This is a genomic window from Streptomyces sp. NPDC004134 (genome assembly GCF_042874195.1).
Lineage (GTDB): Bacteria > Actinomycetota > Actinomycetes > Streptomycetales > Streptomycetaceae > Streptomyces.
The window spans coordinates 123,123-146,821 of record NZ_JBIAMS010000001.1; the positions used below are offsets into that span (position 1 = coordinate 123,123).

Annotated in this window: 22 protein-coding genes; 14 read left to right on the forward strand and 8 right to left on the reverse strand. The window is 73.2% G+C overall.

Going from position 1 to position 23,699, the window contains the following annotated elements; all coding sequences use genetic code 11:
• Positions 1-11 precede the first annotated feature (11 nt).
• Complete coding sequence (locus ACFYVJ_RS00500) at positions 12-602, forward strand: hypothetical protein (protein ID WP_388886167.1); 591 nt, start codon at positions 12-14, stop codon at positions 600-602.
• A gap of 806 nt (positions 603-1,408) precedes the next feature.
• On the opposite strand, the gene ychF is transcribed toward ACFYVJ_RS00500, so the two are convergent.
• Positions 1,409-2,497, reverse strand: a complete 1,089-nt coding sequence (gene ychF, locus ACFYVJ_RS00505; RefSeq protein ID WP_388884964.1) for a redox-regulated ATPase YchF — start codon at positions 2,495-2,497, stop codon at positions 1,409-1,411.
• 303 nt (positions 2,498-2,800) lie between these two features.
• On the opposite strand from ychF, the gene ACFYVJ_RS00510 reads away from it, so the two are divergent.
• Complete coding sequence (locus tag ACFYVJ_RS00510) at positions 2,801-3,400, forward strand: DUF6542 domain-containing protein (RefSeq protein ID WP_388884966.1); 600 nt, start codon at positions 2,801-2,803, stop codon at positions 3,398-3,400.
• Here the strand turns inward: ACFYVJ_RS00510 and ACFYVJ_RS00515 are convergent.
• Entirely contained in the window at positions 3,321-4,322 is a 1,002-nt protein-coding gene (locus tag ACFYVJ_RS00515; RefSeq protein ID WP_388884968.1) for a 4-hydroxy-3-methylbut-2-enyl diphosphate reductase, read from the reverse strand. The two genes, ACFYVJ_RS00510 and ACFYVJ_RS00515, sit on opposite strands and share 80 nt — an antisense overlap.
• A gap of 106 nt (positions 4,323-4,428) precedes the next feature.
• On the opposite strand from ACFYVJ_RS00515, the gene xseA reads away from it, so the two are divergent.
• Both xseA and ACFYVJ_RS00525 read left to right on the forward strand, forming a co-directional pair.
• Positions 4,429-5,640, forward strand: a complete 1,212-nt coding sequence (xseA, locus tag ACFYVJ_RS00520; RefSeq protein ID WP_388884970.1) for an exodeoxyribonuclease VII large subunit — start codon at positions 4,429-4,431, stop codon at positions 5,638-5,640.
• Between the two features lie 21 nt (positions 5,641-5,661).
• Complete coding sequence (locus ACFYVJ_RS00525; RefSeq protein ID WP_388884972.1) at positions 5,662-5,937, forward strand: exodeoxyribonuclease VII small subunit; 276 nt, start codon at positions 5,662-5,664, stop codon at positions 5,935-5,937.
• A gap of 123 nt (positions 5,938-6,060) precedes the next feature.
• Here the strand turns inward: ACFYVJ_RS00525 and ACFYVJ_RS00530 are convergent, their stop codons facing one another.
• The gene (locus ACFYVJ_RS00530) at positions 6,061-6,588 is read right to left on the reverse strand and encodes a DUF4245 domain-containing protein (RefSeq protein ID WP_388884974.1); all 528 of its coding nucleotides are present in this window, start codon (positions 6,586-6,588) and stop codon (positions 6,061-6,063) included.
• 180 nt (positions 6,589-6,768) lie between these two features.
• Here ACFYVJ_RS00530 and glpX point away from each other — a divergent pair, with 180 nt between their 5' ends.
• Positions 6,769-7,815: a class II fructose-bisphosphatase gene (gene glpX / locus ACFYVJ_RS00535; RefSeq protein WP_101421849.1), complete on the forward strand. Its 1,047-nt coding sequence runs from the start codon at positions 6,769-6,771 to the stop codon at positions 7,813-7,815.
• 90 nt (positions 7,816-7,905) lie between these two features.
• Here glpX and ACFYVJ_RS00540 read toward each other — a convergent pair whose 3' ends face one another.
• Both ACFYVJ_RS00540 and ACFYVJ_RS00545 read right to left on the reverse strand, forming a co-directional pair.
• Positions 7,906-8,271, reverse strand: coding sequence for a WhiB family transcriptional regulator (locus ACFYVJ_RS00540; RefSeq protein WP_018834542.1), 366 nt, complete (start codon positions 8,269-8,271; stop codon positions 7,906-7,908).
• Positions 8,272-8,482: 211 nt separating this feature from the next.
• Positions 8,483-9,172 (reverse strand): DUF1707 domain-containing protein, encoded by a 690-nt coding sequence (locus ACFYVJ_RS00545; protein ID WP_388884977.1) that lies wholly within the window; start codon positions 9,170-9,172, stop codon positions 8,483-8,485.
• Positions 9,173-9,311: 139 nt separating this feature from the next.
• Between ACFYVJ_RS00545 and ACFYVJ_RS00550 the strand changes: the two genes are divergently transcribed.
• A complete protein-coding gene (locus ACFYVJ_RS00550; RefSeq protein WP_388884980.1) occupies positions 9,312-11,021 on the forward strand; it encodes a fumarate hydratase in 1,710 nt (569 codons plus the stop codon).
• Positions 11,022-11,106: 85 nt separating this feature from the next.
• Here the strand turns inward: ACFYVJ_RS00550 and ACFYVJ_RS00555 are convergent, their stop codons facing one another.
• The gene (locus ACFYVJ_RS00555; RefSeq protein ID WP_388884982.1) at positions 11,107-11,796 is read right to left on the reverse strand and encodes a hypothetical protein; all 690 of its coding nucleotides are present in this window, start codon (positions 11,794-11,796) and stop codon (positions 11,107-11,109) included.
• A 248-nt stretch (positions 11,797-12,044) separates the two neighbouring features.
• Here ACFYVJ_RS00555 and ACFYVJ_RS00560 point away from each other — a divergent pair, with 248 nt between their 5' ends.
• From ACFYVJ_RS00560 to ACFYVJ_RS00570, 3 genes are all read left to right on the forward strand, one after another.
• The gene (locus ACFYVJ_RS00560; protein ID WP_388884984.1) at positions 12,045-13,481 is read left to right on the forward strand and encodes a class II fumarate hydratase; all 1,437 of its coding nucleotides are present in this window, start codon (positions 12,045-12,047) and stop codon (positions 13,479-13,481) included.
• Positions 13,482-13,505: 24 nt separating this feature from the next.
• The gene (locus tag ACFYVJ_RS00565) at positions 13,506-14,261 is read left to right on the forward strand and encodes a DUF402 domain-containing protein (protein ID WP_388884986.1); all 756 of its coding nucleotides are present in this window, start codon (positions 13,506-13,508) and stop codon (positions 14,259-14,261) included.
• 119 nt (positions 14,262-14,380) lie between these two features.
• Positions 14,381-16,402 (forward strand): SpoIIE family protein phosphatase, encoded by a 2,022-nt coding sequence (locus ACFYVJ_RS00570; RefSeq protein WP_388884988.1) that lies wholly within the window; start codon positions 14,381-14,383, stop codon positions 16,400-16,402.
• Between the two features lie 54 nt (positions 16,403-16,456).
• On the opposite strand, the gene ACFYVJ_RS00575 is transcribed toward ACFYVJ_RS00570, so the two are convergent.
• Together ACFYVJ_RS00575 and ACFYVJ_RS00580 are read right to left on the reverse strand one after the other, a co-directional pair.
• Positions 16,457-17,698, reverse strand: a complete 1,242-nt coding sequence (locus ACFYVJ_RS00575) for a hypothetical protein (RefSeq protein ID WP_388884990.1) — start codon at positions 17,696-17,698, stop codon at positions 16,457-16,459.
• A complete protein-coding gene (locus ACFYVJ_RS00580) occupies positions 17,682-18,527 on the reverse strand; it encodes a hypothetical protein (RefSeq protein WP_388884992.1) in 846 nt (281 codons plus the stop codon). The genes ACFYVJ_RS00575 and ACFYVJ_RS00580 overlap by 17 nt, the downstream gene beginning before the upstream one ends.
• A 204-nt stretch (positions 18,528-18,731) precedes the next feature.
• Between ACFYVJ_RS00580 and ACFYVJ_RS00585 the strand changes: the two genes are divergently transcribed.
• From ACFYVJ_RS00585 to ACFYVJ_RS00605, 5 genes are all read left to right on the forward strand, one after another.
• Positions 18,732-19,673: an SPFH domain-containing protein gene (locus tag ACFYVJ_RS00585; protein ID WP_388884994.1), complete on the forward strand. Its 942-nt coding sequence runs from the start codon at positions 18,732-18,734 to the stop codon at positions 19,671-19,673.
• A complete protein-coding gene (locus tag ACFYVJ_RS00590) occupies positions 19,670-19,903 on the forward strand; it encodes a hypothetical protein (RefSeq protein ID WP_388884996.1) in 234 nt (77 codons plus the stop codon). The genes ACFYVJ_RS00585 and ACFYVJ_RS00590 overlap by 4 nt, the downstream gene beginning before the upstream one ends.
• 93 nt (positions 19,904-19,996) lie before the next feature.
• Complete coding sequence (locus ACFYVJ_RS00595) at positions 19,997-20,521, forward strand: PadR family transcriptional regulator (protein ID WP_388884998.1); 525 nt, start codon at positions 19,997-19,999, stop codon at positions 20,519-20,521.
• A complete protein-coding gene (locus ACFYVJ_RS00600) occupies positions 20,518-21,234 on the forward strand; it encodes an ABC transporter ATP-binding protein (protein ID WP_388885000.1) in 717 nt (238 codons plus the stop codon). The genes ACFYVJ_RS00595 and ACFYVJ_RS00600 overlap by 4 nt, the downstream gene beginning before the upstream one ends.
• Entirely contained in the window at positions 21,231-23,624 is a 2,394-nt protein-coding gene (locus ACFYVJ_RS00605; protein WP_388885002.1) for an ABC transporter permease, read from the forward strand. The genes ACFYVJ_RS00600 and ACFYVJ_RS00605 overlap by 4 nt, the downstream gene beginning before the upstream one ends.
• The last annotated feature ends 75 nt before the right edge of the window (positions 23,625-23,699 follow it).

Sequence of the window (23,699 nt, forward strand, 5' to 3'; positions counted from 1 at the left end):
CGTCGGCCGCGGTGTTCTCCCAGGAGATCGTCGACGTGGCCGACACGGAGGTCTCCGCCTCGGTGCGGCGGGCGCTCGCCGGGTGGCGGGGCGCGGCAGATCTGCCGCACCTGGGCACCGTACGGTTCGACGCCGGGGTGCTGCCGGGATGGGTGCGCGCCTTCCAGACCAAACAGGGCGTGGAGGCATGGCAGCACTGGGGCCCGTGGGTCTCCCGGCACTGGGACTCCCTCAACCCCGACGTCCGCTCCCGCTTCGAGACGGCCTCGCGCTACACCCCCGCCGACCTGGCCGCCGCCGAACGCGTGCTGCGCGAGGCACGGACCCGCGTCGACGACCTGCTCGGGGACCGGATCCTGCTCCTACCGTCCGCGTCCTCGGTGGCGCCCACCCGCAAGGACGCCGCCATCGGTGGCCCGGCGATCGAACAGACCCGGGCACAGACCTTCCAACTCACCTGCCTGGCGGGCCTGTCAGGCCGCTGTGCCGTCAGCGTCCCCGTCCGCAGCCGCACCGCTCCAGTAGGCCTGTGCCTCGTCGGGCCGCAGGGCAGCGACCGGCACGTCCTGGATCTCGCGGCGCGGGTGTCGGCGGCGCTGTAGGCGGCGGCTGTGGGGGTGTGGCGAACCGTCCGCCCCGCACATTCCCGCCGAGGCCAATGCCGCACCCTGGCGCGCGGTCCAGGCGGAGCGTGTCGAAGCCTTCCCTCGCAAGCTTGCCTATGGCAAGTCGAATGAGCGGCGCCGCCCCGTCGCACGCGGCATCGGCGGACTGACCTACCTTGGTGCAGCAAACACGTTCGCCATGCTGCGCCTGCTACCGATGAGCAATCGAGACAGGTCATCGACATCCTCTCCCTGCGCCACCAGATCCGGCCTGGGATTGCGTCCCGTCGAGTGGTGTACGCGACCCACGCCCCGGGTGCTGCTACCCCGAGTCCGCGATGCCGGCTTCGCGCTCAACGCGGCGAAGTGGCCGCTGCTGCGGAGGAGTGCCGGCTGTTGGCGGGCAGGAGATCGAGCCGTACGTCGGCGTTATAGGCCAGTGCCCAGTCGATGACCGGCCGGCGATGCCCGTGGGTCCCTCCCCCTGGATTCGCCGACTGACCGGCGCACCAGGCAACGCAACGCAAGACCCACGGCCGCCCTCCCGTACGCGCATTCAACACGATGCACATGACGGCACGTCAGTTCGTCCAGCCACATTCCAGCCACTGTGACGGTGACCGCACCGTCACGTACCGCTTCCGGCAGCCCTCCCACGCCTCCGACCTGCGAACACGTGAAACCCGCGGCTATCACCCAGCTACTCAAACATTCCGCGGGACCGCGACGACACACCATCCGCACAACCCACAAAGCACCCCCTGACCTGCGAATTCATCGCGCGGGGCCAGGGACGGAATCATTCATACATTGAAGCGGAACTCCACGACGTCGCCGTCGCGCATCACGTAGTCCTTGCCTTCCATGCGGGCCTTGCCTGCCGCGCGGGCTTCCGGGACCGAGCCTGTGGTGACCAGGTCGTCGAAGGAGATGACCTCCGCCTTGATGAAGCCCTTCTGGAAGTCCGTGTGGATCACGCCCGCCGCCTCCGGGGCCGTGGCGCCCTTCTTGATGGTCCAGGCGCGGGCCTCCTTCGGGCCTGCGGTCAGGTAGGTCTGGAGGCCCAGGGTGGCGAAGCCGACGCGGGCCAGGGTGACCAGGCCCGGTTCTTCCTGGCCTACGGACTGGAGGAGTTCCAGGGCGTCGGCCTCGTCGAGTTCGGCGAGCTCGGATTCGAGTTTGGCGTTGAGGAAGATGGCCTCTGCCGGGGCGACCAGGGCGCGCTGTTCGTCCTTGAAGGAGTCGTCGGCCAGTTCGTCCTCGTCGACGTTGAAGACGTAGAGGAACGGCTTCGCCGTCAGCAGGTGCAGGTCGTGGAGGAGTTCGGCGCGCTCCGTGCCCTGGGCGATGCCCGCGGCGAAGAGGGTCTGGCCCGTGTCGAAGATGGCCTTGGCCTCCTCGATGGCGGCGAGCTTGGGGGCCAGGTCCTTCTTGATGCGGGATTCCTTCTGGAGCCGCGGGAGGACCTTCTCGATGGTCTGGAGGTCGGCGAGGATCAGCTCGGTGTTGATGGTCTCGATGTCGTTCTTCGGCGAGACCTTGCCGTCGACGTGGACCACGTTCTCGTCCCGGAAGGCGCGGATGACCTGGCAGATCGCGTCGGACTCGCGGATGTTGGCCAGGAACTTGTTGCCCAGGCCCTCGCCCTCGCTCGCGCCGCGCACGATGCCGGCGATGTCGACGAAGTCGACCGTCGCCGGGAGGACGCGCTGGGAGTCGAAGATGCCCGCCAGGGTGGCGAGGCGGGGGTCGGGGACGCCGACGACGCCGACGTTGGGCTCGATGGTGGCGAACGGGTAGTTGGCCGCCAGCACCTCGTTCTTGGTCAGGGCGTTGAAGAGGGTCGACTTGCCGACGTTCGGCAGGCCGACGATTCCGATCGTGAGCGACACGTGAACGACTTCCTACGAGGTACGGGGACGGGGGCGCGGCAGGGCCCGGTGCGATTCTACGGGTGATCGCGCCCGCCCCGTGTGTGCGTCCTGTGGGACTCCGGCACTCCGAATGAGCGCATTCTGTGCCCCTCCCCGGGTTTCACCTGCTGCGGGGCCTAACGTGGAGCGATGCAGCATCACCGTACGAATACGGATCCTGACGGAGAGCGACGGCAGGCTCACGTCCCGCGACCGGCCCGCGAGCCCGACCCCGCCGGTGCTCCCGGGGCTCCCGGTGCTCCCGGTCCGGAGGAGAGCGCCGTGGTGTACCGGACCGCCGCGCGGCGGCCCGTGCCGCCCGTGGTGCGGACGCTGCTGCGGCCCGCGGGCCCGCGGCTGACGGCGGCCGGCGGGGGGCTGCTGGCGGCGGCGGTGATGCTGGGCACGGGGGCGTTCGTGCAGGTCGTGATGGGGACCGCGCCGGTGTTCTTCGGGGTGGTGTACCTGGTGCTGTCCGTGTGCTGCGCGCTGTGGATCCGGCCCTCGGACGTCATCGCCGCGCCGATCGCCATGCCGATCGCCTTCGCCGCCGGGACGCTCGCCGTCGGCGAAGGCTCGGGCGGGATCTCCGCGCACATGATGGCCGCCGGTACGACCCTCGCCCTGGAGGCACCGTGGCTCTACGGCGGCACGCTGCTCGCCGCCGCCGTCGCGCTGCTGCGGCACTTCGCCATGCTCGCCGTACGCCGCAGCCCCGGCGGGGAGTCGCAGGGCCGGCCGTCCTCCGGGGCGCGCCGGCGGGCGAAGCCGCGGCGGCGGGCCCCGGAACAGCCCGCGGCGGTCAGTCCGCCGCGCCGCCGCCCAGCGCAGCCGCCTCGGCGCGCAGGTCGCGGCGGAGCTCCTTCGGCAGGGAGAAGGTGATCCGCTCGTCCACCGGCTGTACGAGGTCCACGTCGACGTAGCCCCGCTCCGCGAGCCACTCCAGCACGCCGTCGACCAGGACCTCCGGCACCGACGCCCCCGACGTCACACCCACCGTCGTCACGCCGTCGAGCCACGCCTCGTCGATCTCCTCGGCCCCGTCGACCAGATACGAGGCGTCGGCGCCCGCGTCGACGGCGACCTCGACGAGCCGCAGCGAGTTCGAGGAGTTCTGCGAGCCGACGACGATCACGAGGTCCGACTCCGCACCCACCTGCTTCACCGCGACCTGGCGGTTCTGGGTGGCGTAGCAGATGTCGTCGCTCGGCGGGTCCAGCAGGTTCGGGAAGCGGCCCTTGAGCCGGTCGACCGTCTCCATCGTCTCGTCCACCGACAGCGTGGTCTGCGACAGCCAGACGACCTTGTCGGGGTCGCGCACCTCGATCTGGTCGGCGCCCTCGGGACCGTCGACGAGCTGGATGTGCTCCGGCGCCTCGCCCGACGTGCCGACGACCTCCTCGTGGCCCTCGTGGCCGATGAGCAGGATGTCGAAGTCGTCCTTGGCGAACCGGACGGCCTCCTTGTGCACCTTGGTGACCAGCGGGCAGGTCGCGTCGATCGTGGCGAGCCGGCCCTCCTTCGCCTCGTCGTGGACGGTGGGGGCGACGCCGTGCGCGGAGAAGATCACGATGTTGCCGGGCGGCACCTCGGCCGTCTCCTCGACGAAGATCGCACCCTTGCGCTCCAGCGTCTTGACGACGTATTTGTTGTGCACGATCTCGTGCCGTACGTACACCGGTGCGCCGTACTGCTCAAGGGCCTGCTCCACGGCGATCACCGCCCGGTCTACACCGGCACAGTAGCCCCGGGGAGCGGCGAGAAGGACGCGGCGGGCGGGCTGCGGCGTGCTCGAAGCAGTCATGCGGCCATCGTACGGAACACCACCTCCCCGATTCGAGGGTGCGCCACCTGCGACCCCGTCCGCCGGTGCCGCCCGGGTGTCGTACCCCGCCGTTAGGCTCGGGCCCATGGCGGTGAACACGGCCGAGACACCCATGCCCGTCGGGGTCGTCTCGCGGAAGATCGGCGGCTGGATCGACCGGCTCGGAGCGCTGTGGGTGGAGGGGCAGATCACCCAGTTGTCGCGGCGGCCGGGCGCGGGCGTGGTCTTCATGACGCTGCGCGACCCGGCGCAGGAGGTCTCCCTGACGGTGACGTGCTTCCGCGACGTGTTCGACAAAGTGGCGGATGTCATACAGGAAGGCGCGCGGGTCGTCGTCTTCGCCAAGCCGGTCTGGTACGCGCCGAGCGGCCAGCTCTCGCTGCGCGCCGCCGAGATCCGCCCGGTGGGCGTCGGCGAACTGCTCGTGCGGCTGGAGCGGTTGAAGAAGGCGCTGGCCGCCGAGGGGCTGTTCGCGCCGGAGCGCAAGAAGCCGCTGCCGTTCCTGCCGCGCCGCATCGGGCTGGTGACGGGCCGGGCGTCGGCGGCGGAGCGGGACGTGCTGGAGACGGCGCGGCACCGGTGGCCGGCGGTGCGCTTCGAGGTGCGGCCGGTGGCGGTGCAGGGGGTGCACGCGGTGCCGCAGATCGTCAAGGCGCTGCAGGAGTTGGACGGCCTGCCGGAGGTGGACGTCATCATCGTCGCGCGGGGCGGCGGCAGCGTGGAGGACCTGCTGCCGTTCTCGGACGAGCAGCTCGTACGGGCCGTGGCGGCGTGCCGTACGCCGGTGGTCTCCGCCATCGGCCACGAGCCGGACAACCCCCTGCTGGACCACGTGGCGGATCTCCGGTCGCGTACGCCCACGCACGCCGCCAAGGACGCCGTGCCGGACGTCGGCGAGGAGCGCGCGCGGATAGAGCAGCTCCGGCTGCGCGCGCTGCGCGTGCTGACGGGGGTGCTGGACCGCGAGGAGCGCGGGCTCGCGGCGTGGCTGAGCCGGCCCGCGATGGCCGAGCCGTACGCGATCGTGGACGAGCGCGCGGAGGTCGTGGACGCGGTGCTCGCGCGCGGCCGGCGCACGCTGGCGCATCTGCTGGACCGCGCCGACTCCGAGCTGGAGCACACCCGCGCCCGGGTCGTCGCCCTCTCCCCCGCCTCCACGCTGAAGCGCGGTTACGCGGTGCTCCAGCGGCAGGACGGCGCGGCGGTGCGCGCGGCGGACGAGGTGAGCGAGGGCGAGGAGTTGCGCGCCCGGGTCGCCGACGGGGAGTTCGGTGTCACGGTCGGCCCGCTGTCGTAGGCGGGTCCTAAGGTGGGGGCCATGGCAGAGACGAAGGACCGGGGGACTCTCGGCTACGAGCAGGCGCGGGACGAGCTGATGGAGGTCGTGCGCCGGCTGGAGTCCGGCGGTTCGACCCTGGAGGAGTCCCTGGCGCTGTGGGAGCGCGGGGAGGAGCTGGCGCGGATCTGCCGGCAGTGGCTGGACGGCGCCCGCGAGCGGCTCGACGCGGCGCTGGCGGAGTCGGAGGGCGAGAGCGCGGAGGGAGAGGAAGAGGGGGACGCGGAGGAGCCGGCCGCCGCCGACCGTGCGGGCTGAGGTGCCGCGCCGGCGGCTTCGATCCGGACCCGGCCCGGGCCGGGTTTCCACCGATCCCGCGCGGCCCCTTCGTACGCACGTCGTGCGGACCGCGCCAGGGCTCTCCGCAGGCCCGGAGCCCGCTCACTTCTCCTGCAGTGCCGCCGCCATCCGCTCCATCTGATTCACGCTCCCCGTGCCCGTGACCACGGTCGTCACATCGTCGCCCTTGTGCACCAGCGCGTCGTACGTCCTGCCCTGGTAGTGGGCCCACTCCGCGCCCGCCACCTGCCGGCTCTCGCCCGTCGGCCGCGCGTCGTGGGTGACCTTGCGGATGAAGCGGTCGGCGTTCTCGCTCCCCTGCTCCACCGCCACGTACTCGTCGTCGGGCGTGACGAAGCCGATGTGCCACGTCGTGCCGTGGTCGCCGGTCCCGCGGTACGTCACGGAGTTGGCCCGCCAGTCGTCCGGCAGCCCCACCGGCGCGACGACCGGGAACGGTGCGGCGCGGCGGGCCTGGCCCAGCTCCTGGCTGTAGGAGACGGCCTCCATCTCGTTGCCGTCGCCCTCGCGCGGGAGGACGCCCCAGTAGACGACCAACGACACCCCGCAGGTGACCGTCAGCGCGCCCACCAGATTGCGCACCGTCCGCATGCTGTTCCTGTCTGCCACCCCTCCATCGTCCCTCATCTGCGGAGCGGTCCCTTCCCCGGGGTGCGGGCGGGCGGCGGACAGGGCGGAGCCGAAGCGCTCATCCGAGGGGCGGTGTGCTCATAATGGCGATAAACGGATAGGCTCAGAGCACCCCCTCGTGCCCCTCCGGCCGTCGACCGAGCCGAAAGGTCCTCACGGATGTCGCAGTCCCATGAGACGCCCCACCACCTCCCCGAGCAACTGGAGGTGGCCCCCGAGGCCCCCGACCGCAACCTCGCCCTGGAGCTCGTCCGGGTCACCGAGGCCGGCGCGATGGCCTCCGGCCGCTGGGTCGGCCGCGGCGACAAGAACGGCGCCGACGGTGCGGCCGTACGCGCCATGCGCACCCTCGTCAGCACCGTCTCGATGAACGGCGTCGTCGTGATCGGCGAGGGTGAGAAGGACCATGCCCCGATGCTCTTCAACGGCGAGCGCGTCGGCGACGGCACAGGACCCGAGTGCGACGTGGCCGTCGACCCGGTCGACGGCACCACGCTCACCGCCAAGGGCATGGGCAACGCCGTCTCCGTGCTGGCCGTGGCCGAGCGGGGCTGCATGTTCGACCCGTCCGCGGTCTTCTACATGGACAAGCTCGCCACCGGACCCGAGGCCGCCGAGTACGTCGACATCAACGCCCCCGTCGCCGTCAACATCCGCCGCGTCGCCAAGGCCAAGGGCGGCAACACCGGGGACGTCACCGTCTGCGTGCTGGACCGGCCGCGCCACGACGGGCTGGTGCAGGAGGTCCGCGAGGCCGGGGCCCGGATCAAGTTCATCTCCGACGGCGACGTCGCCGGCGCCATCATGACCGCCCGCGACGGCACCGGAGTCGACCTCCTGCTGGGCGTCGGCGGCACCCCGGAGGCCGTCATCGCGGCCTGCGCGATGAAGTGCCTCGGCGGTACGTTCCAGGGCCGGCTGTGGCCGCGGGACGACGCGGAGCGGCAGCGGGCCCTCGACGCCGGGCACGACCTGGACCGTACGCTGCTGATCGACGACCTGGTCAGGGGCGAGAACGTGTTCTTCGTGGCCACCGGGATCACGGACGGGGAGCTGCTGCGCGGCGTGCGCTACCGCGCGGACCGGGCGTTCACGCAGTCGCTGGTGATGCGGTCGAAGAGCGGCACCATCCGGCAGATCGAGTCGGAGCACCGGCTGTCGAAGCTGCGCGCGTACAGCTCGGTCGACTTCGACCGGGCCCAGTAACGGACGCAGCCGCGAGCGCGGGCGGGCGGGCGGCGGGCGCGTACGGCCGGCACCCCCGGCAGAACCGTTTGTCCAGACCCCGGGGCCGCCTCAGCCCGCCTGGGCTATCCCTCGCGGTGCGGTCAGCTTCTCGGCCGTCTCCCGCCGCCTGCGCCGCGCCTGCACGACCCGCCGCTCCGCCGCCGTGAGGCCGCCCCACACGCCGTACGGCTCGGGCAGCAGCAGCGCGTGCTCCCGGCACTCGACCATCACGGGACAGCGCGCGCAGACCCGCTTCGCGGCGGCCTCGCGCGACAGCCGGTCGGCGGTCGGCTCCTTCGACGGAGCAAAGAACAGCGCGGCCTCGTCCCGCCGGCACACCGCCTCCGTGTGCCAGGGATCCCCCTCTTCCCGCCGTCCGGAGCGCTGGATCGGCACCCGGGCTTCCTGCAGGGACTGCTGGTGGGACTGCAGCACGGTCCACTCCTGACGACGGCGTTGGCGGATCAGGGACAAAGCTGTCTCGTAGGGCGTACGACCGTTCGCACCTGCAGCCGTACGGAGGAGACGATGCACGTGCTCTACCCGCTGTGCGCGCGCTTATGCGCCGAGTGGCCACCCGGGATGGCGGTGCTCCCCGGGTGTCTCCGGGGGCAGTTGAGGGCGGCGGGAAGGTGGTGGAACGGGGTCAGTGACCGAGGCCGTGCTTGCGCATCCGGTCCGTCAGATTCCTCAGGTACTTGCCCTTTTTGCCCTTTGCGTCCACCCCGCCGAAGAGCGCGAACCCGGTGACGACCACCACCGGCGCACGCGGGTCGTCCGCCTCCTGCGCGTGCACGTCGAAGCCGCCGAAGATGGCCGTGCCGGAGCCGCGCAGCGACACGTTGGCCGGGACCTTGATGTCGACGCCGCCGAAGATGGCGGTCGCGTTGATGACGATCTCCTGCTGGTGGAAGACGGCCTCGGTGAGGTCGATGTCGACGCCGCCGAAGAGCGCGAACGCCGAGGTCCTGCGCCCCACGCTCCAGCGCCCCTTGCGCGTGGAGCCGCTGAAGATCGCGACGAGGGTCTGCGGCTGGGGCTGCGGGTACGCGGACGGGGGCGGCGGCGCCGCGGGGCCGGGCGCGCGCCGGCCGACCGGCAGGTCGCGGACGAGCGGCTCCAGCTCGCCGACCGTCTTGGCGTTGTAGACGCCGTCGATCCGCTCGGCGTGCTCCTCCGGGTCCAGCCGCCCCTCGGCGAGCGCCTCGCGGAGGATGTCCGCCACCCGGTCGCGGTCCGCGTCGGAGGCGCGCAGCTCCCCCTCCGCAACCGGCTTCTTCGACAGCGACGGCTGGGCGGCGGGCACGGGGGCGTTGTCGCGCGGGGTCTCGTCCACGGGACCAGCGTAACCAAACGCGATACATCGTGACTAGGGCCCCGGCGGCGGGCGGAGGGGCACCTCGCCACGCCGCGCCCGAGGGCCCGTCCTAACCTGGGGGACGCACAGCCCCCGCCGGCCGACGACAAGGAACGCGATGACAGCCACCGCCCGCCCCGCCAGCCCCGCGTTCCAGTACACGGACCTCCTCCCGCTGGGCGCGGACACCACGACGTACCGCCTGCTGACCACGGAGGGCGTACGCACGGTCGAGGCCGGCGGGCGTACGTTCCTGGAGGTCGAGCCGGAGGCGCTGCGGCTGCTGGCCGCCGAGGCGATGCACGACATCTCGCACTTCCTGCGCCCCGCCCACCTCGCCCAACTGCGCGCCATCTGCGACGACCCGGAGGCGTCGGCCAACGACAAGTTCGTCGCCCTCGACCTGCTGAAGAACGCCAACATCTCGGCGGCGGGCGTGCTCCCCATGTGCCAGGACACCGGCACGGCGATCGTCATGGGCAAGCGCGGCCAGCAGGTGCTGACCCCGGGCCGGGACGAGGAGGCCCTGTCGCGCGGGGTGTTCGACGCGTACACCAAGCTCAATCTGCGCTACTCCCAGATGGCGCCGCTGACCATGTGGGACGAGAAGAACACCGGCAGCAACCTGCCGGCGCAGGTGGAGCTGTACGCCGCCGACGGGGACGCGTACAAGTTCCTCTTCATGGCCAAGGGCGGCGGCAGCGCCAACAAGTCGTTCCTCTACCAGGAGACGAAGGCCGTACTCAACGAGGCGTCGATGCTGCGCTTCCTGGAGGAGAAGATCCGCTCGCTGGGCACGGCCGCCTGCCCGCCGTACCACCTCGCGATCGTCGTCGGCGGCACCTCCGCCGAGTACGCGCTGAAGACCGCGAAGTACGCCTCCGCGCACTATCTCGACTCGCTGCCCACCGAGGGCTCCGCCGCGGGCCACGGCTTCCGCGACACCGAGCTGGAGGCCAAGGTCTTCGAGCTGACGCAGACGCTCGGCATCGGCGCCCAGTTCGGCGGCAAGTACTTCTGCCACGACGTGCGCGTCGTCCGGCTGCCGCGGCACGGCGCGTCCTGCCCGGTGGCCATCGCGGTCTCCTGCTCCGCCGACCGGCAGGCGCTGGCGAAGATCACGGCGGAGGGCGTCTTCCTGGAGCAGTTGGAGCACGACCCGGCGCGCTTCCTGCCGGACACCACCGCGGCGGAGCTGACCGCGGGATCCGCGGGGGCCATGGACGAGGCGGTGCGGATCGACCTCGCCCGGCCGATGGCAGAGGTGCGGGCGGAGCTGACGAAGTACCCGGTGAAGACGCGGCTGTCGCTGACCGGCCCGCTCGTCGTGGCGCGGGACATCGCGCACGCGAAGATCAAGGAGCTGCTGGACGCGGGCGAGGAGATGCCGCAGTACCTGAAGGACCACCCCGTGTACTACGCCGGCCCGGCCAAGACCCCCGAGGGCTACGCCTCCGGCTCCTTCGGGCCGACGACGGCGGGGCGGATGGACGCGTACGTCGAGCAGTTCCAGGCGGCGGGCGGGTCGCTGGTGATGCTGGCCAAGGGCAACCGCTCCAAGCAGGTCACCGACGCCTGCGCGGCGCACGGCGGCTTCTACCTGGGCTCGATCGGCGGTCCCGCGGCGCGGCTGGCACAGGACTGCATCAAGAAGGTCGAGGTCCTGGAGTACGAGGAGCTGGGCATGGAGGCGGTCTGGAAGATCGAGGTGGAGGACTTCCCGGCGTTCATCGTGGTGGACGACAAGGGGAACGACTTCTTCACCGACCCGGGCCCGGTCAAGCCGTTCGTGACGAGCATCCCGGTGCGGGGCGCGGCGCAGCCGTAGCGGGGTCGCATACGGGCCGGAGGGGCGGCTGGGGCGCGCCGGGCGCCCCTCCCGGGCGTACGAGCCGGGTGGTACGCCGGCGCCGTCAGCCGCGCCGCGCGGCCGCCGCCCGGCGCCGGAGCGCGAACACCGCGCCCCCGCCGCCCAGCAGCAGCGCGCCCGCGCCCAGCCCGTACGCCACGGCGCTGTCGGACTCGGCGGTGGCCCGCGGCTCGGCCTCGCGGTCGCCGCCGCGGCCGTCGTCGCCGGCGGGCGCCGGCGCGTCGGTCAGCTTGTCGATGTCCGGCGCGCACACCACCGCGGCCTCCGCGCCCTTCTCGTACGCGCACGCCGTCGCCGCCAGGTCGCCCGCCGTCGGTGCGCCCTCGGCGATCCGCGTGCGCGCGGTGAACTCCGCGTCCTTGTGCCCCTTCAGGTCCGCCGTCCAGGTCACCTCGCGGCCGCCCCGCACCTTGCCGCCCGGGCCCGGCTCGACCAGGTCCATGCCGTCCGGCAGCGTCTGCCGGACCACGAGGCCCTCGATCGGCCCGTCCTGGAGGCTGGAGACGCGGATCGTGTACGTGGCCTCCTGCCCCGGGCCCGAGGTCTTGCGCGCGTTGTCGATGGCGATCTTCATCGCCGGTCCCGTCACCCCCCGGACGTCCTTCCCCTTGTCGTCCCCGTCGTCGTACGGGGCGGCGCCCGCCGGCTGCGCGGCGGCGGCGAGCAGGGCGCAGGCGAGCGCGGCGGCGCGTGCTCCGCTGCGGAAACGGCGGGTGCGAAGGCTGGTCGTCACGTCACTCCTCGGGCCGAACCTGGCGGTTGTCTACCGATCTCTTCCGGTCTCTTCCGGTGTCTTCCGGTGTCTTCTGAGTTCTTCTTGTTTCTTCCGATTTCCTCCGGTCCTTCGATTCCACCGCGCACCCGCCCGCGCCCCCGGCAGCCGCCGCGGCAAGTCCGCGGCCGTACCCGCCGAATCCACCGTTCGGCGCACCGGCACGGACGGCGGCGCGGGTGTCGGCGGGCGGTCGTATCCTCGGCAGCATGAGCCAGCCCGCTGACCGGTCCCCCGCAGAACGCCCCGCATCCGACGGCTTCCGCATCGAGCACGACTCGATGGGCGAGGTCCGCGTCCCGGCCGCCGCCAAGTGGCGCGCCCAGACCCAGCGCGCCGTGGAGAACTTCCCCGTCTCCGGGCTGCGCCTTGAGCCGGCCCACATCGCCGCGCTGGCCCGGATCAAGGCCGCCGCGGCGAAGGTCAACGCCGAGCTGGGCGTGCTCGACGCGGGCGTCGCCGCGGCCGTGCAGGCGGCGGCGGAGGAGGTCGCGGCCGGCCGCTGGGACGATCAGTTCCCGGTCGACGTCTTCCAGACCGGCTCCGGCACGTCGTCGAACATGAACATGAACGAGGTGCTGGCGACCCTCGCGCAGGAGAGGCTGGGCGCCGGCGGACCGGTGGTCCACCCCAACGACCACGTCAACGCCAGCCAGTCGTCGAACGACACGTTCCCCTCCTCCATCCACATCGCCGCGACCGGCGCGGTCGTGCAGGACCTGATCCCCGCGCTGACGCATCTGCAGGCGGCGCTCGCGGGCAAGGCGGAGGAGTTCGCGGAGGTGGTGAAGTCGGGGCGGACGCACCTGATGGACGCCACGCCCGTCACCCTCGGCCAGGAGTTCGCGGGCTACGCCGCGCAGGTCGCCTTCGGCGTCGAGCGGCTGCACGCCTCGCTGCCGCGGCTGGCCGAGCTGCCCCTCGGCGGCACCGCGGTCGGTACGGGGATCAACACCCCGCCCGGCTTCGCCGCCGCCGTCATCGCCGAGGTGGCGCGGGCCACCGGGCTGCCGCTGACCGAGGCCCGCGACCACTTCGAGGCCCAGGGCGCCCGCGACGGCCTGGTGGAGACCTCGGGCCAGTTGCGCACGATCGCGGTCGGACTGACAAAGATTTGCAATGACCTGCGCTGGATGGGCTCGGGACCGCGCACGGGCCTCGCGGAGATCGCCCTGCCCGACCTCCAGCCCGGCTCCTCGATCATGCCGGGCAAGGTGAACCCGGTGATTCCCGAGGCGGTGCTGATGGTCTGCGCCCAGGTCGTCGGGAACGACGTGACGGTCACCACCGCGGGCGCCTCGGGCAACTTCGAGCTGAACGTGATGCTGCCCGTCCTCGCCCGCAACGTGCTGGAGTCCGTCCGGCTGCTGGCCAACGCCGCACGCCTGCTCGCCGATCGCACGGTCGACGGCATCACGGCGCACGCCGGGCGCGCCCGGGAGTACGCCGAGTCGTCCCCGTCCGTCGTCACGCCGCTCAACCGGTACCTCGGCTACGAGGAGGCGGCCAAGGTGGCGAAGAAGTCGCTGGCCGAGCGCAAGACGATCCGCGAGGTGGTCCTGGAGGACGGGTACGTCGAGCGCGGGCTGCTCACGGAGGAGCAGTTGGACGGTGCGCTGGACGTGCTGAGGATGACCCGGCCGTGACGCGCCCCTGGTTACCATCGTCTGATGCACGGGCCAGACGCGACGCTTGACAGCGACAAGAACGTCTCAGGCGGCCGGTGGACGCCCGGGGACCACATCCTCTGGCGCTACCGCGCCCACGCGCCCGGGGCGGCCGGCACAGCCGGTGCCGGCGGCCCGGACGGAGCCGGCGGCGCCGGGCGGCTGGGCCGTACCGTCGCCGTCTGCCGCCCGGTCACCGTCGTCCGCGACGACGCCGAGACGCTCGCCGTCTGGGTGGCGCCGGACACCGAGTGCGTACGCCCCGTGCTCGCCGACGGCACCGAGTTACACCGCGAGCCGCTGGCCACCCGCTACACCAAGCCGCACCGCCCGTTCCGCACCCGCTGGTTCGGCGCCGGCGTGCTCAAACTGGCCCGGCCGGGCGAGCCGTGGTCGGTCTGGCTGTTCTGGGAAAACGACTGGACGTTCAAGTCCTTCTACGTCAACCTCGAAGCGCCCCGGGTGCGCTGGGCCGGGGGCGTCGACTCCGAGGACCACTACCTGGATCTCGTCGTCCACTCCGACCGCTCCTGGGAGTGGCGGGACGAGGACGAGTTCGCCGCCGCGCAGCGGGCGGGGCTGATGTCCGCCGCCCGGGCCGCGGCCGTACGGGATGCCGGAAGGCGGGCGGTCGACGCCATCGGGGCGTGGGGGCCGCCGTTCTCCGAAGGCTGGGAACGCTGGCGCCCCGACCCGAAGTGGACAGTTCCGCTTCTTCCGGCGGATTGGGACCGCACACCCGCGCGCTTGTCTTCATGAGACCCTTGCTGCGCCCCGGTAGGTCAAACGTAGGATCGACGTCCACAGCACGCAGTACCCACAACTCAACCCGCCCTGTGGAGACTTGGGTGGAACGGCCGGATGGACGGTACCGACACGTGACGGAGCGCGACAGGCGGCGGGCAGCCGCCGAGCGGACGGAGTCCGGCAACACCCTTGCCGCCTCCGGCACGGACGAGGCGGTGTCGCCGACCGCACCCACCGCGAACTCGGGCGAGGCCATCCCGGACCCGCGTGACTCCCTGCACCGTGCGAAACCGGCGCAGCCCGCACAGGCCCCGGGGGCCGCCACCGGCGGCGTACCGGCGCACCAGGGCGCCGACGACACCCCCAGCGGCGGCCGGCCGCGCCCCCAGCCGGGCGCGGGCGGGGACGCCGACCCGACCCGGGGGATGGGCCGGCCGGAGGAGGACGCCGCGTCCGCGCGGCTGCGGTTCCTCGGCGCGGCCACCCGCAGGATCGCCCGCGGCATCGACCTGGACGAGATCGTGCTCGGCCTGTGCCGCTCGGTCGTCCCGTCCTTCGCCGACGCGATCCTCGTCTATCTCCGCGACCCGCTGCCGGTCGGCGACGAGCAGCCGACGGAACCGTTCCGGCTGCGGCTGCGGCGTACGGACCGGATCACCGACGGCGTCGAGGACGTCGACAGCATGGGCGGCAGCCGGCTGCTGCCCGCGGCGGCGGAGCACGACGCCCCGGGCCTCGGCGCGGCCGAGCAGGTCGACGTCGTACGGGCCGGGGCACTGCTCGAAGTGCTGCGCGGCGTCCGCCCGGTGTTCGGCGAGACGCTCGCCGCCCGCGCGGCGCTCATCGAACTGCTGGGCCGCGAAAGCCCGCTCGCCAACGCGCCCGCCGACAAGCGCACGATCGTCGCCCCGCTGCGCGGCCGCCGCCGGGTGATCGGGGTGGCGGTGCTCGTACGGGGTCCCGCGCGGCCCGCGTACGGGCAGGACGACCTGCTGATCGCCGCCCAACTGGCCACGCACACGGCCCTCGGTGTCGACAAAGCGGTCATCTACGACCGTGAGGCGTACATCGCCGACCAACTGCAGCGCACGATGCTGCCCGAATACCTGCCGGAGCCCACCGGCGTCCGCCTCGCCAGCCGCTACCGGCCCGCGGCCGAGACCGCGCGGGTCGGCGGCGACTGGTATGACGCGATCCCGCTGCCCGGCAGCCGGGTCGCGCTGGTCGTGGGCGACGTCATGGGCCACTCGGTGACCTCCGCGGCGATCATGGGCCAGTTGCGTACCGCGGCGCAGACGCTGGCGCAGCTCGACCTGCCGCCGCAGGAGGTACTGCACCACCTCGACGAGCAGGCGCAGCGCCTCGGCGACGACCGCATGGCCACGTGCCTGTACGCGGTCTACGACCCCATCGCCCACACCCTGACCGCCTCCAACGCCGGCCACCCGCCGCCGGTCCTGCTCCGCCGCGACGGCTTCAGCGAGGTGCTGGACGTGCCGCCGGGAGCGCCGATCGGGGTGGGCGGCGTGGGCTTCGAGGCGGTGGAGCTGCAGGCGCCGCAGGGCTCGACGCTGCTGCTCTACACGGACGGCCTGGTCGAGTCCCGGCTGATGGACGTCTCCACGGGCATCGACCAGCTCTGCGCGCGGCTGACCCGCACGGCGGCCCTCACGGGTCCCGGCAACCCGCCGCCGCTGGAGCCGCTGTGCGACGAGGTGCTGGACGTCCTGGGCCCGGGCGACCGGGACGACGACATCGCCCTGCTGGCGGCGCGGCTGGACGGCATAGCGCCCAGCGCGGCGGCGCAGTGGTCCCTGGACCCGCGCGCGCAGGCGCCGCGCGAGGCTCGGTCGCTGGCGCGGGGAGCGCTGGCGGGGTGGGGCCTGGAGGAGCTGACGGACATCGTGGAGCTGCTGGTGAGCGAGGTGGTGACGAACGCGGTGCGGTACGCGCAGCGCCCGGTCACGCTGCGCCTTGTGCACACGGACAGGCTGCGGTGCGAAGTGGTCGACGACGTCCCGCAGTTGCCGCGGATGCGGCGGGCGGGGCCGGCGGACGAGGGTGGGCGTGGGATGTTCCTGGTGAACAAGCTGGCCCGGCACTGGGGCGCGGAGCGGCTCAGTGTGGGCAAGGTGGTGTGGTTCGAGATCTGAGCGGTTCTCGGGGGCGCAGCGCGCCCTCGGCCCCGCAGAGCCCGCGCAGCGGGCTCACTCACAACCGGGCAGCGGGGGCAGCGTCGCGGTTTCGGTGAGCTGGATGGCGTCCTTCGCGTTCGCCGCCTTCGCCTCGCCCTCCGGGTAGGCCACCCCGAGTCCCCCGTCCCGCGCCAGCGCGTACCCGTACCTCGGGGTGATCCGCGTGTACGTGCGCGAGCGCAGGTCCAGGGCCCAGGCCGCCTCCGTCGTGCGCCACGTCACCACCTCGCCGCTGACCTGCACCTGGTCGATGCCCCCCAACGCCGGCTCCGCCGCCGCCCCCGCGGAGCCGCCACGCACCAGCGGCAGCGGCTTCGGCCAGCCCTCCCGCCAGACGTACAGCCGCGGGCGCTCCGGCTCGCCGCCCGCCCACGCCCACGTGCGGCCGTCCGACGCCACGTACCGGACGTTGCGCAGCGCCGCGATCGGGGCCGGGAGTTCCGCCCGCCGCAGGGTGTCCGTCGCGACCGCGGAGAGACGGGTCTCCGGGTCGCCCGACGGCGACTCGGACTGGCGCAGCCACACCAGCAGGCCGCCCGCCGCGAACGGCGTGTCGGCGACGCCCTCGTACACCGTCCGCCGCTCGCCGCCGCTCAGGTCCCGCGCGTACACCGCGGAACGGCCGCCGCCGGTCCCCTGCGCCCAGAACAGCCGCCCCGACCGCACCACCACCTGCACGAACGGCCCTGGCACCGCGCTCTGCCCGTCCGCCGCCCGCTCCGCCTCCGCGACCGCCTGCCGGCGCCCGTTCGTCGCGTCCCAGGCGTACAGCGTCCAGGGGCTCTCCAACTGCCGGCCCTCGACAACGTCGAAAACAAGCCACCGTCCGTCGAAGTCCGCGCTGCCCACCTGATGCTCGACCGGGTCCACGAGCCGCATCACCCGCCGCTCCTCGTCCCCCTCCCGCAGCACGATCGACCGGTCCGCCCCGGACGACTGCAGGACCGACCACCCGGCCCCGGGGCCGACCTCCGTGAGCACCGCCCGCTCCCCCTCGGGCACCGGGACCCGCCCGGCCGCCAGCGCGTCCGACCACCCGCCCGGCAGCTCCACCTCGCAGGCCCGGTCCCGTACGGGCGCGCCGGTCGGCGCCGCCGCCGTTGGCGAGCCCTCGCGCGACCTCTCACGCGACCCGTCGCCGTCCCCCGGCGAGCACGCGGGCGTGCCCGCCAGGAGGACGACCGCGCTCAGCGCCGCGGCCGCGAGGCCGCGCGCCCGGAGCGCGCCGGGCCGGGCCTCACCAGACGTACCCACGACCGCCCATGATGGTCGTGATGGTGTCCGACGAGATGGTCGCGGTACGCGGCACGCTGCCCGCCCACGAGATCACGCTCGTCGGCACCCCGCCCACCGGGTCGCGGTACTGCACGGTGCGCGCCCCGTCGTCGCTGTGGCCGTCTATCGACACCCAGTGGAATATCTCCCGGTTGGGGTGGCCGACGAGGTGCGGGCCGCCCACGACCTCCCAGGCGTTGCCCGCGATCGCGTAGTCGCCCGAGGTGTTGTGGACGATGTGGTCGCGGAAGTTGGCCTTGTCCGTCGCGCTCGGCGTGTACGGCAGCGCCTTCGGCACGTACCCCGCGCCGGGCAGGCGGTGGTTGAGCACGTCGGGGATGGGATAGCCGGTCGGGTTGGGCACGTTCGCGTTGATGCCGTACCAGGCGGTGCCGGAGGAGTTCGTCCGCAGCTCGCTGCCGGCCTGCGTCTGGGACCGGTTGCCGACCTCGTCGCGCGCGGACTGCGTGATCACCAGGGTGGCGGGGCCGCAGTAGTAGGAGTTGATCTGGGACTGCTGCACGGCGCCGGAGGAGACGATCGCCGCCGCCCCGACGTCGCCGCGCACGGCGGACCGCTGCGCCGCGGACTGCTGCGCCGCGCCCTTCGCCGCCGCCGACTTGTCGGCCAGCAGCCGCCGTTGCTCCGCCGTCAGCCGCTCGGCGGGCAGGGTGTCGGTGCGCTCCTTGTACGCACCCGCGGCCGCGGCTCCGGCGCCCGCGGCGGGGCCCGGCTCGGCCGCCTGCGCGGGGCCGCCGGTGAGCACGAGGGCGGCGACGAGAACGCCGCCCGCTCCGGCTGCGGACACGGCTCGGATAGTGGACATCGCTGTCTCCTGTCGTTCGTGGGGGTGACACGGGGACGGTGATGCCGGCGTCTGCTCCCGCAGGCGGCTCCATTCTGACCGGTGTAGACCACCCACCGGAAGGGGGCATGACAATCCACCTTTAAAAAGTGATATCACTTTGCTAGGCTCCACCGCACAATCAGGCATCGAGAACGGGGACTTCGCATGACCGACCAGCAGCCACACGACCAGCACGCCCCCGACATGCCCGTCTCACCCGTCGCCGAGCGGCAGGCCAACAGCATCGGCGGCGCCCTCGCCCTGGTCCTCGGCCTGGCCGGCGCCCTCGTCGGCGCCGGCCTCCTCGCCCTCGGCATCGCCCTGACGGGCAGCGGCACCCCCGCCGCGGGCGTCCCGGTCCTCGTCTTCGGCGCCCTGCTCTCCCTCGCCGCGCTCGTCGCGATGGCCGGGCTGAACATGGTCGAGCCCGGCGAGGCCCGCGTCGTGCAGCTCTTCGGCCGCTACACCGGCACCATCCGCGACGACGGCCTGCGCTGGGTCAACCCCCTCACCACCCGCCGCAAGATCTCCACCCGGGTGCGCAACCACGAGACCGCGGTCCTCAAGGTCAACGACGCCCGCGGCAACCCCATCGAGCTGGCCGCCGTCGTCGTCTGGCAGGTCGAGGACACCGCCCAGGCGGTCTTCGCCGTCGACGACTTCGGCGAGTTCGTCGCCACCCAGACCGAGACCGCGGTACGGCACATCGCCATCGAGTACCCGTACGACGCCTACGAGGACGACGAGTTGTCGCTGCGCGCCGACGCGGAGGAGATCACCGAGAAGCTGGCCGAGGAGCTGACCGCCCGGGTGCAGGCGGCCGGGGTCCGGATCATCGAGTCGCGCTTCACCCACCTCGCGTACGCGCCGGAGATCGCCTCCGCGATGCTCCAGCGCCAGCAGGCCGGCGCCGTGGTCGCCGCGCGGCGGGAGATCGTGGACGGGGCGGTGGGCATGGTCGAGGACGCGCTCGCCCGGCTCACCCGGCAGGACATCGTCGAGCTGGACGAGGAGCGCAAGGCGGCGATGGTCGGCAACCTCATGGTCGTCCTCTGCGGCGACCGCGCCCCCCAGCCCGTCCTCAACACCGGGTCCCTCTACCAGTGACGGACGACGACCCCGACCGCACCCCCCGGGCCCGGCGCAAGCAGGTCCTGCTGCGGCTCGACCCGGCGGTGCACGACGCGCTGGCCCGGTGGGCGGCGGACGAGCTGCGCAGCACCAACGCGCAGATCGACTACCTGCTCCGCCGGGCCCTCGCGGAGGCCGGCCGGCTGCCCGGGAACGCCCGCCCGCACCCCCGCCGCGGCCGCCCGCCCCGCGAGGCGGAGGAGTAGCCGCCCCGGCCCCGGCACCGCACCCACCAGCAGTGAAGTACTAAACACTCCGTCTATACACAGGACGTATACACACCGTGTAGAGTCCTCCGCATGACGATCGGCCACACCCTCCTCGGGCTCCTGGAGTCCGGCCCCCGCCACGGTTACGACCTCAAACGCGCCTTCGACGAGCGCTTCGGCCACGACCGCCCGCTGCACTACGGGCAGGTCTACTCCACGATGTCGCGGCTGCTGAAGAACGGCCTCGTCGAGGTCGACGGCATCGAGCCGGGCGGCGGCCCCGAGCGCAAGCGCTACGCCATCACCGACGCCGGCATCACCGACGTCGGCGGCTGGCTCGCCACCCCGGAGAAGCCCGAGCCCTACCTGCAGTCGACCCTCTACACCAAGGTCGTCCTCGCGCTGCTCACCGGCCGCGACGCGGCCGAACTCCTCGACGTACAGCGCGCGGAGCATCTGCGCCTGATGCGCGAGCTGACCCGTCGCAAGAAGGGCGGCGACCTCGCCGACCAGCTCATCTGCGACCACGCCCTGTTCCACCTTGAGGCCGACCTGCGGTGGCTGGAGCTCACCGCCGCGCGCCTCGGCAAACTCGCCGCGGAGGTACGCGCATGAGCACCACACCCGTCCCCGGCCCGCTCGCCGAACCGGCGCCGATCCTCACCGCCACCGCCCTGCGCAAGGTCTACGCCGGCACCCCCGCGCTCGACGGCGCCGACTTCGCCATCGCGGCCGGCGAGACCGTCGCCGTCATGGGCCCCTCGGGATCCGGCAAGTCGACGCTGCTGCACTGCCTCGCCGGCATCGTCCCGGCCGACGGCGGCACCGTGACGTACGCGGGCCGCGACCTCGCCGCGCTCTCCGACGCCGAGCGCAGCGCCCTGCGCCGCCGGGAGTTCGGCTTCGTCTTCCAGTTCGGCCAGCTCGTACCCGAGCTGACCTGCGTGGAGAACGTCGCCCTTCCGCTGCGCCTGACGGGCCTCGGCCGCCGGGACGCCGAACGCGCGGCGCGGCCGTGGCTGGAGCGGCTGGAGGTCGACGACATCGCGCACAAGCGGCCCGGCGAGGTCTCCGGCGGCCAGGGCCAGCGGGTCGCGGTCGCCCGCGCGCTGGCGACCACGCCGCGGGTGGTCTTCGCCGACGAGCCGACCGGGGCGCTCGACTCCCTCAACGGCGAGCGCGTCATGGAACTGCTCACCGACGCCGCGCAGGACAGCGGCGCGGCCGTCGTCCTGGTCACCCACGAGGCGCGCGTCGCGGCGTACGCGGACCGCGAGATCGTCGTACGCGACGGGCGCACCCGCAGTCTGGAGCCGGCCGGCCGATGAGCGACGTGACGTACGCCGAGAAGGCCACCGGCACCGGCCCCGCGCAGCCCGCGGGACCGCCCCCCGACCCGCGCGGCACCCTGCGCGTCTGGGCCGACGACCTGCGCATGGGCCTGGCCTTCGCGCTCCGCGGCGGGCGCGAGGGCTGGATGCGCACCGTGCTCACCGCGATCGGCGTCGGTCTCGGGGTGGCGCTGCTGCTGCTCACCACCGCGATCCCGGGCGCGCTGGCCGCCCGCGACCAGCGCGAGAACGACCGCGTCGAAGTCCTCGCGTCCGACGCCGAGTACACGGGCGACACCGTCCTGGTGGGCACCGCCGACACCGAGTACCACGACACCGCGATCCGCGGCCGGCTGCTGCGCCCGGAAGGGCCCGGCGCGCCGCTGCCCCCGGGCGTCGCGGAGTTCCCCGAGCCCGGCGAGATGGTGGTCTCCCCCGCGCTCGCCGACCTGCTCGACGACCCCGGCGCGGGACTGCTGCGCGAGCGCCTGGACTACGGCATCGCCGGCACCGTCTCCGACGCCGGCCTGATCGACCCCGGCGATCTGACGTACTACGCGGGCAGCGACGACATCGCCGCCCCGGACGTCAACGTCAGCCGGGTCGTGGACTTCGGCGAGAAGTCCGAGGACCAGGTCATGGAGCCGGTGCTGCTGCTGCTCGCGATGATCGTGTTCGTCGCGCTGCTGATGCCCGTCGCGGTCTTCCTCATCGCGGCCGTACGCTTCGGCGGCGACCGCCGCGACCGCCGGCTCGCCGCGCTCCGGCTCGTCGGCGCCGACGGCCGTGCGGTGCGCCGGATCGCCGCCGGCGAGGCGCTGGCCGGCGCGCTGCTCGGACTCGCGGTCGGCACGCTGCTGTTCCTCGCCGGGCGGGAGCTCGCGGGCGGCGTGACGGTCTACGACATGAGCATCTTCGCCGCCGACCTGAACCCCTCGCCGATGCTCGCCCTGCTGGTCGCGCTGGCCGTGCCAGCCGCGGCCGTCGGCGTCACGCTGCTCGCGCTGCGCGGCGTCGTCATCGAGCCGCTGGGCGTCGTACGGTCGGCGCGGCCCGGCCGCCGGCGCATCTGGTGGCGGCTGCTGCTGCCCGCCGTCGGACTGGGCCTGCTCGCGCCGATGATGGGCCGCGGCGACGACGCAGGATCGTTCCCCGAGTGGCAGGTCATCAGCGGCACCGTCCTGCTGCTGACCGGGATCACCGCCCTGCTGCCCTGGCTCGTCGAGGCCGTGGTCGCCCGCCTCGGCCGCGGGCCGACGTCCTGGCAACTGGCCGTCCGCCGGCTCCAGCTCAGCAGCGGCACCGCCGCCCGGCTGGTCAACGGCATCGCCGTCGCCGTCGCCGGGGCCATCGCGCTGCAGATGGTCTTCACCGGCGTCGAGGACGACTACAGCGAGGCGACCGGGCACGACACCACCCGGTTCCAGCTCGGCATCTACGTCGACGCGGGGCAGGACCTCCGCGTGGGCGAGCGGGTCGCCACGGCCGAGGGGGTCGACGAGACCGTCAGCCGGATCAGCGTCGAGGTGGCCGACCGCCCGCGCGATCCGGAGAACTTCGCCACGCTGACCGTCGGTTCCTGCGCGAAGCTGCGCACGCTGGCGAAGCTCCCCGACTGCCGCGACGGCGACGTCTTCCGCCTCACCGACACGTACGGCGCCGCGGACACCGGACGCATGATCGGCGCCGGCGGCCCGCTGTATCTGAACCCGTCGTACGAGGGCATGCCGGGCAAGGCCATCCCCTGGACCCCGCCGGCCGGCACCCGCCCGGCCAAGGCCCTCCCCGACGGCGACGGCAACCTCTACGACGGCATCGTCGCCACCCCCGGCGCCGTTCCCGACGTCCACGACTCCGGCGTCTTCAACGGCTGGATCGACGTGCGGCTCGACCCGGCCGTGCCGGACGCGGCCGAGCGCGTACGCAACGTGGTCGACGGTGCCGACCCGCTGCTGGCCGTCCACACGCTGGACGGCGAGATCGTCGCGGAGGACTTCGCGGGCATCCGTACCGGGCTGGCGGTGGGCGCCGCGTGCGTGCTGGTGCTGATCGGCAGCAGCCTGCTCGTCGGCCAGCTCGAACAACTGCGGGAGCGGCGCAAGCTGTTGTCGTCCCTCGTCGCCTTCGGCACCCGGCGCTCCACGCTCAGCCTCTCGGTGCTCTGGCAGACGGCGATCCCGGTGGCGCTGGGCATGACCCTGTCGATGGGCTTCGGGCTCGTGCTGGGCACGGTGCTGCTGCGCATGACGGACACGCCCGTCGCGGTCGACTGGCCGTCGGTGCTGCTGATGGCGGGCGCGGGCGCCGGGGTCGTCGCCGCGGTCACGGCGCTGAGCATGCCGCTGCTGATCCGGCTGATGCGCCCGGACGGGCTGCGCACCGAATAGAGACCGGGACCGGCCGGGCGCGCGTCATAGGGGGGCGCGCCGGGCCGGTCCCGTACGGACCGCCGGGGAGCGGTC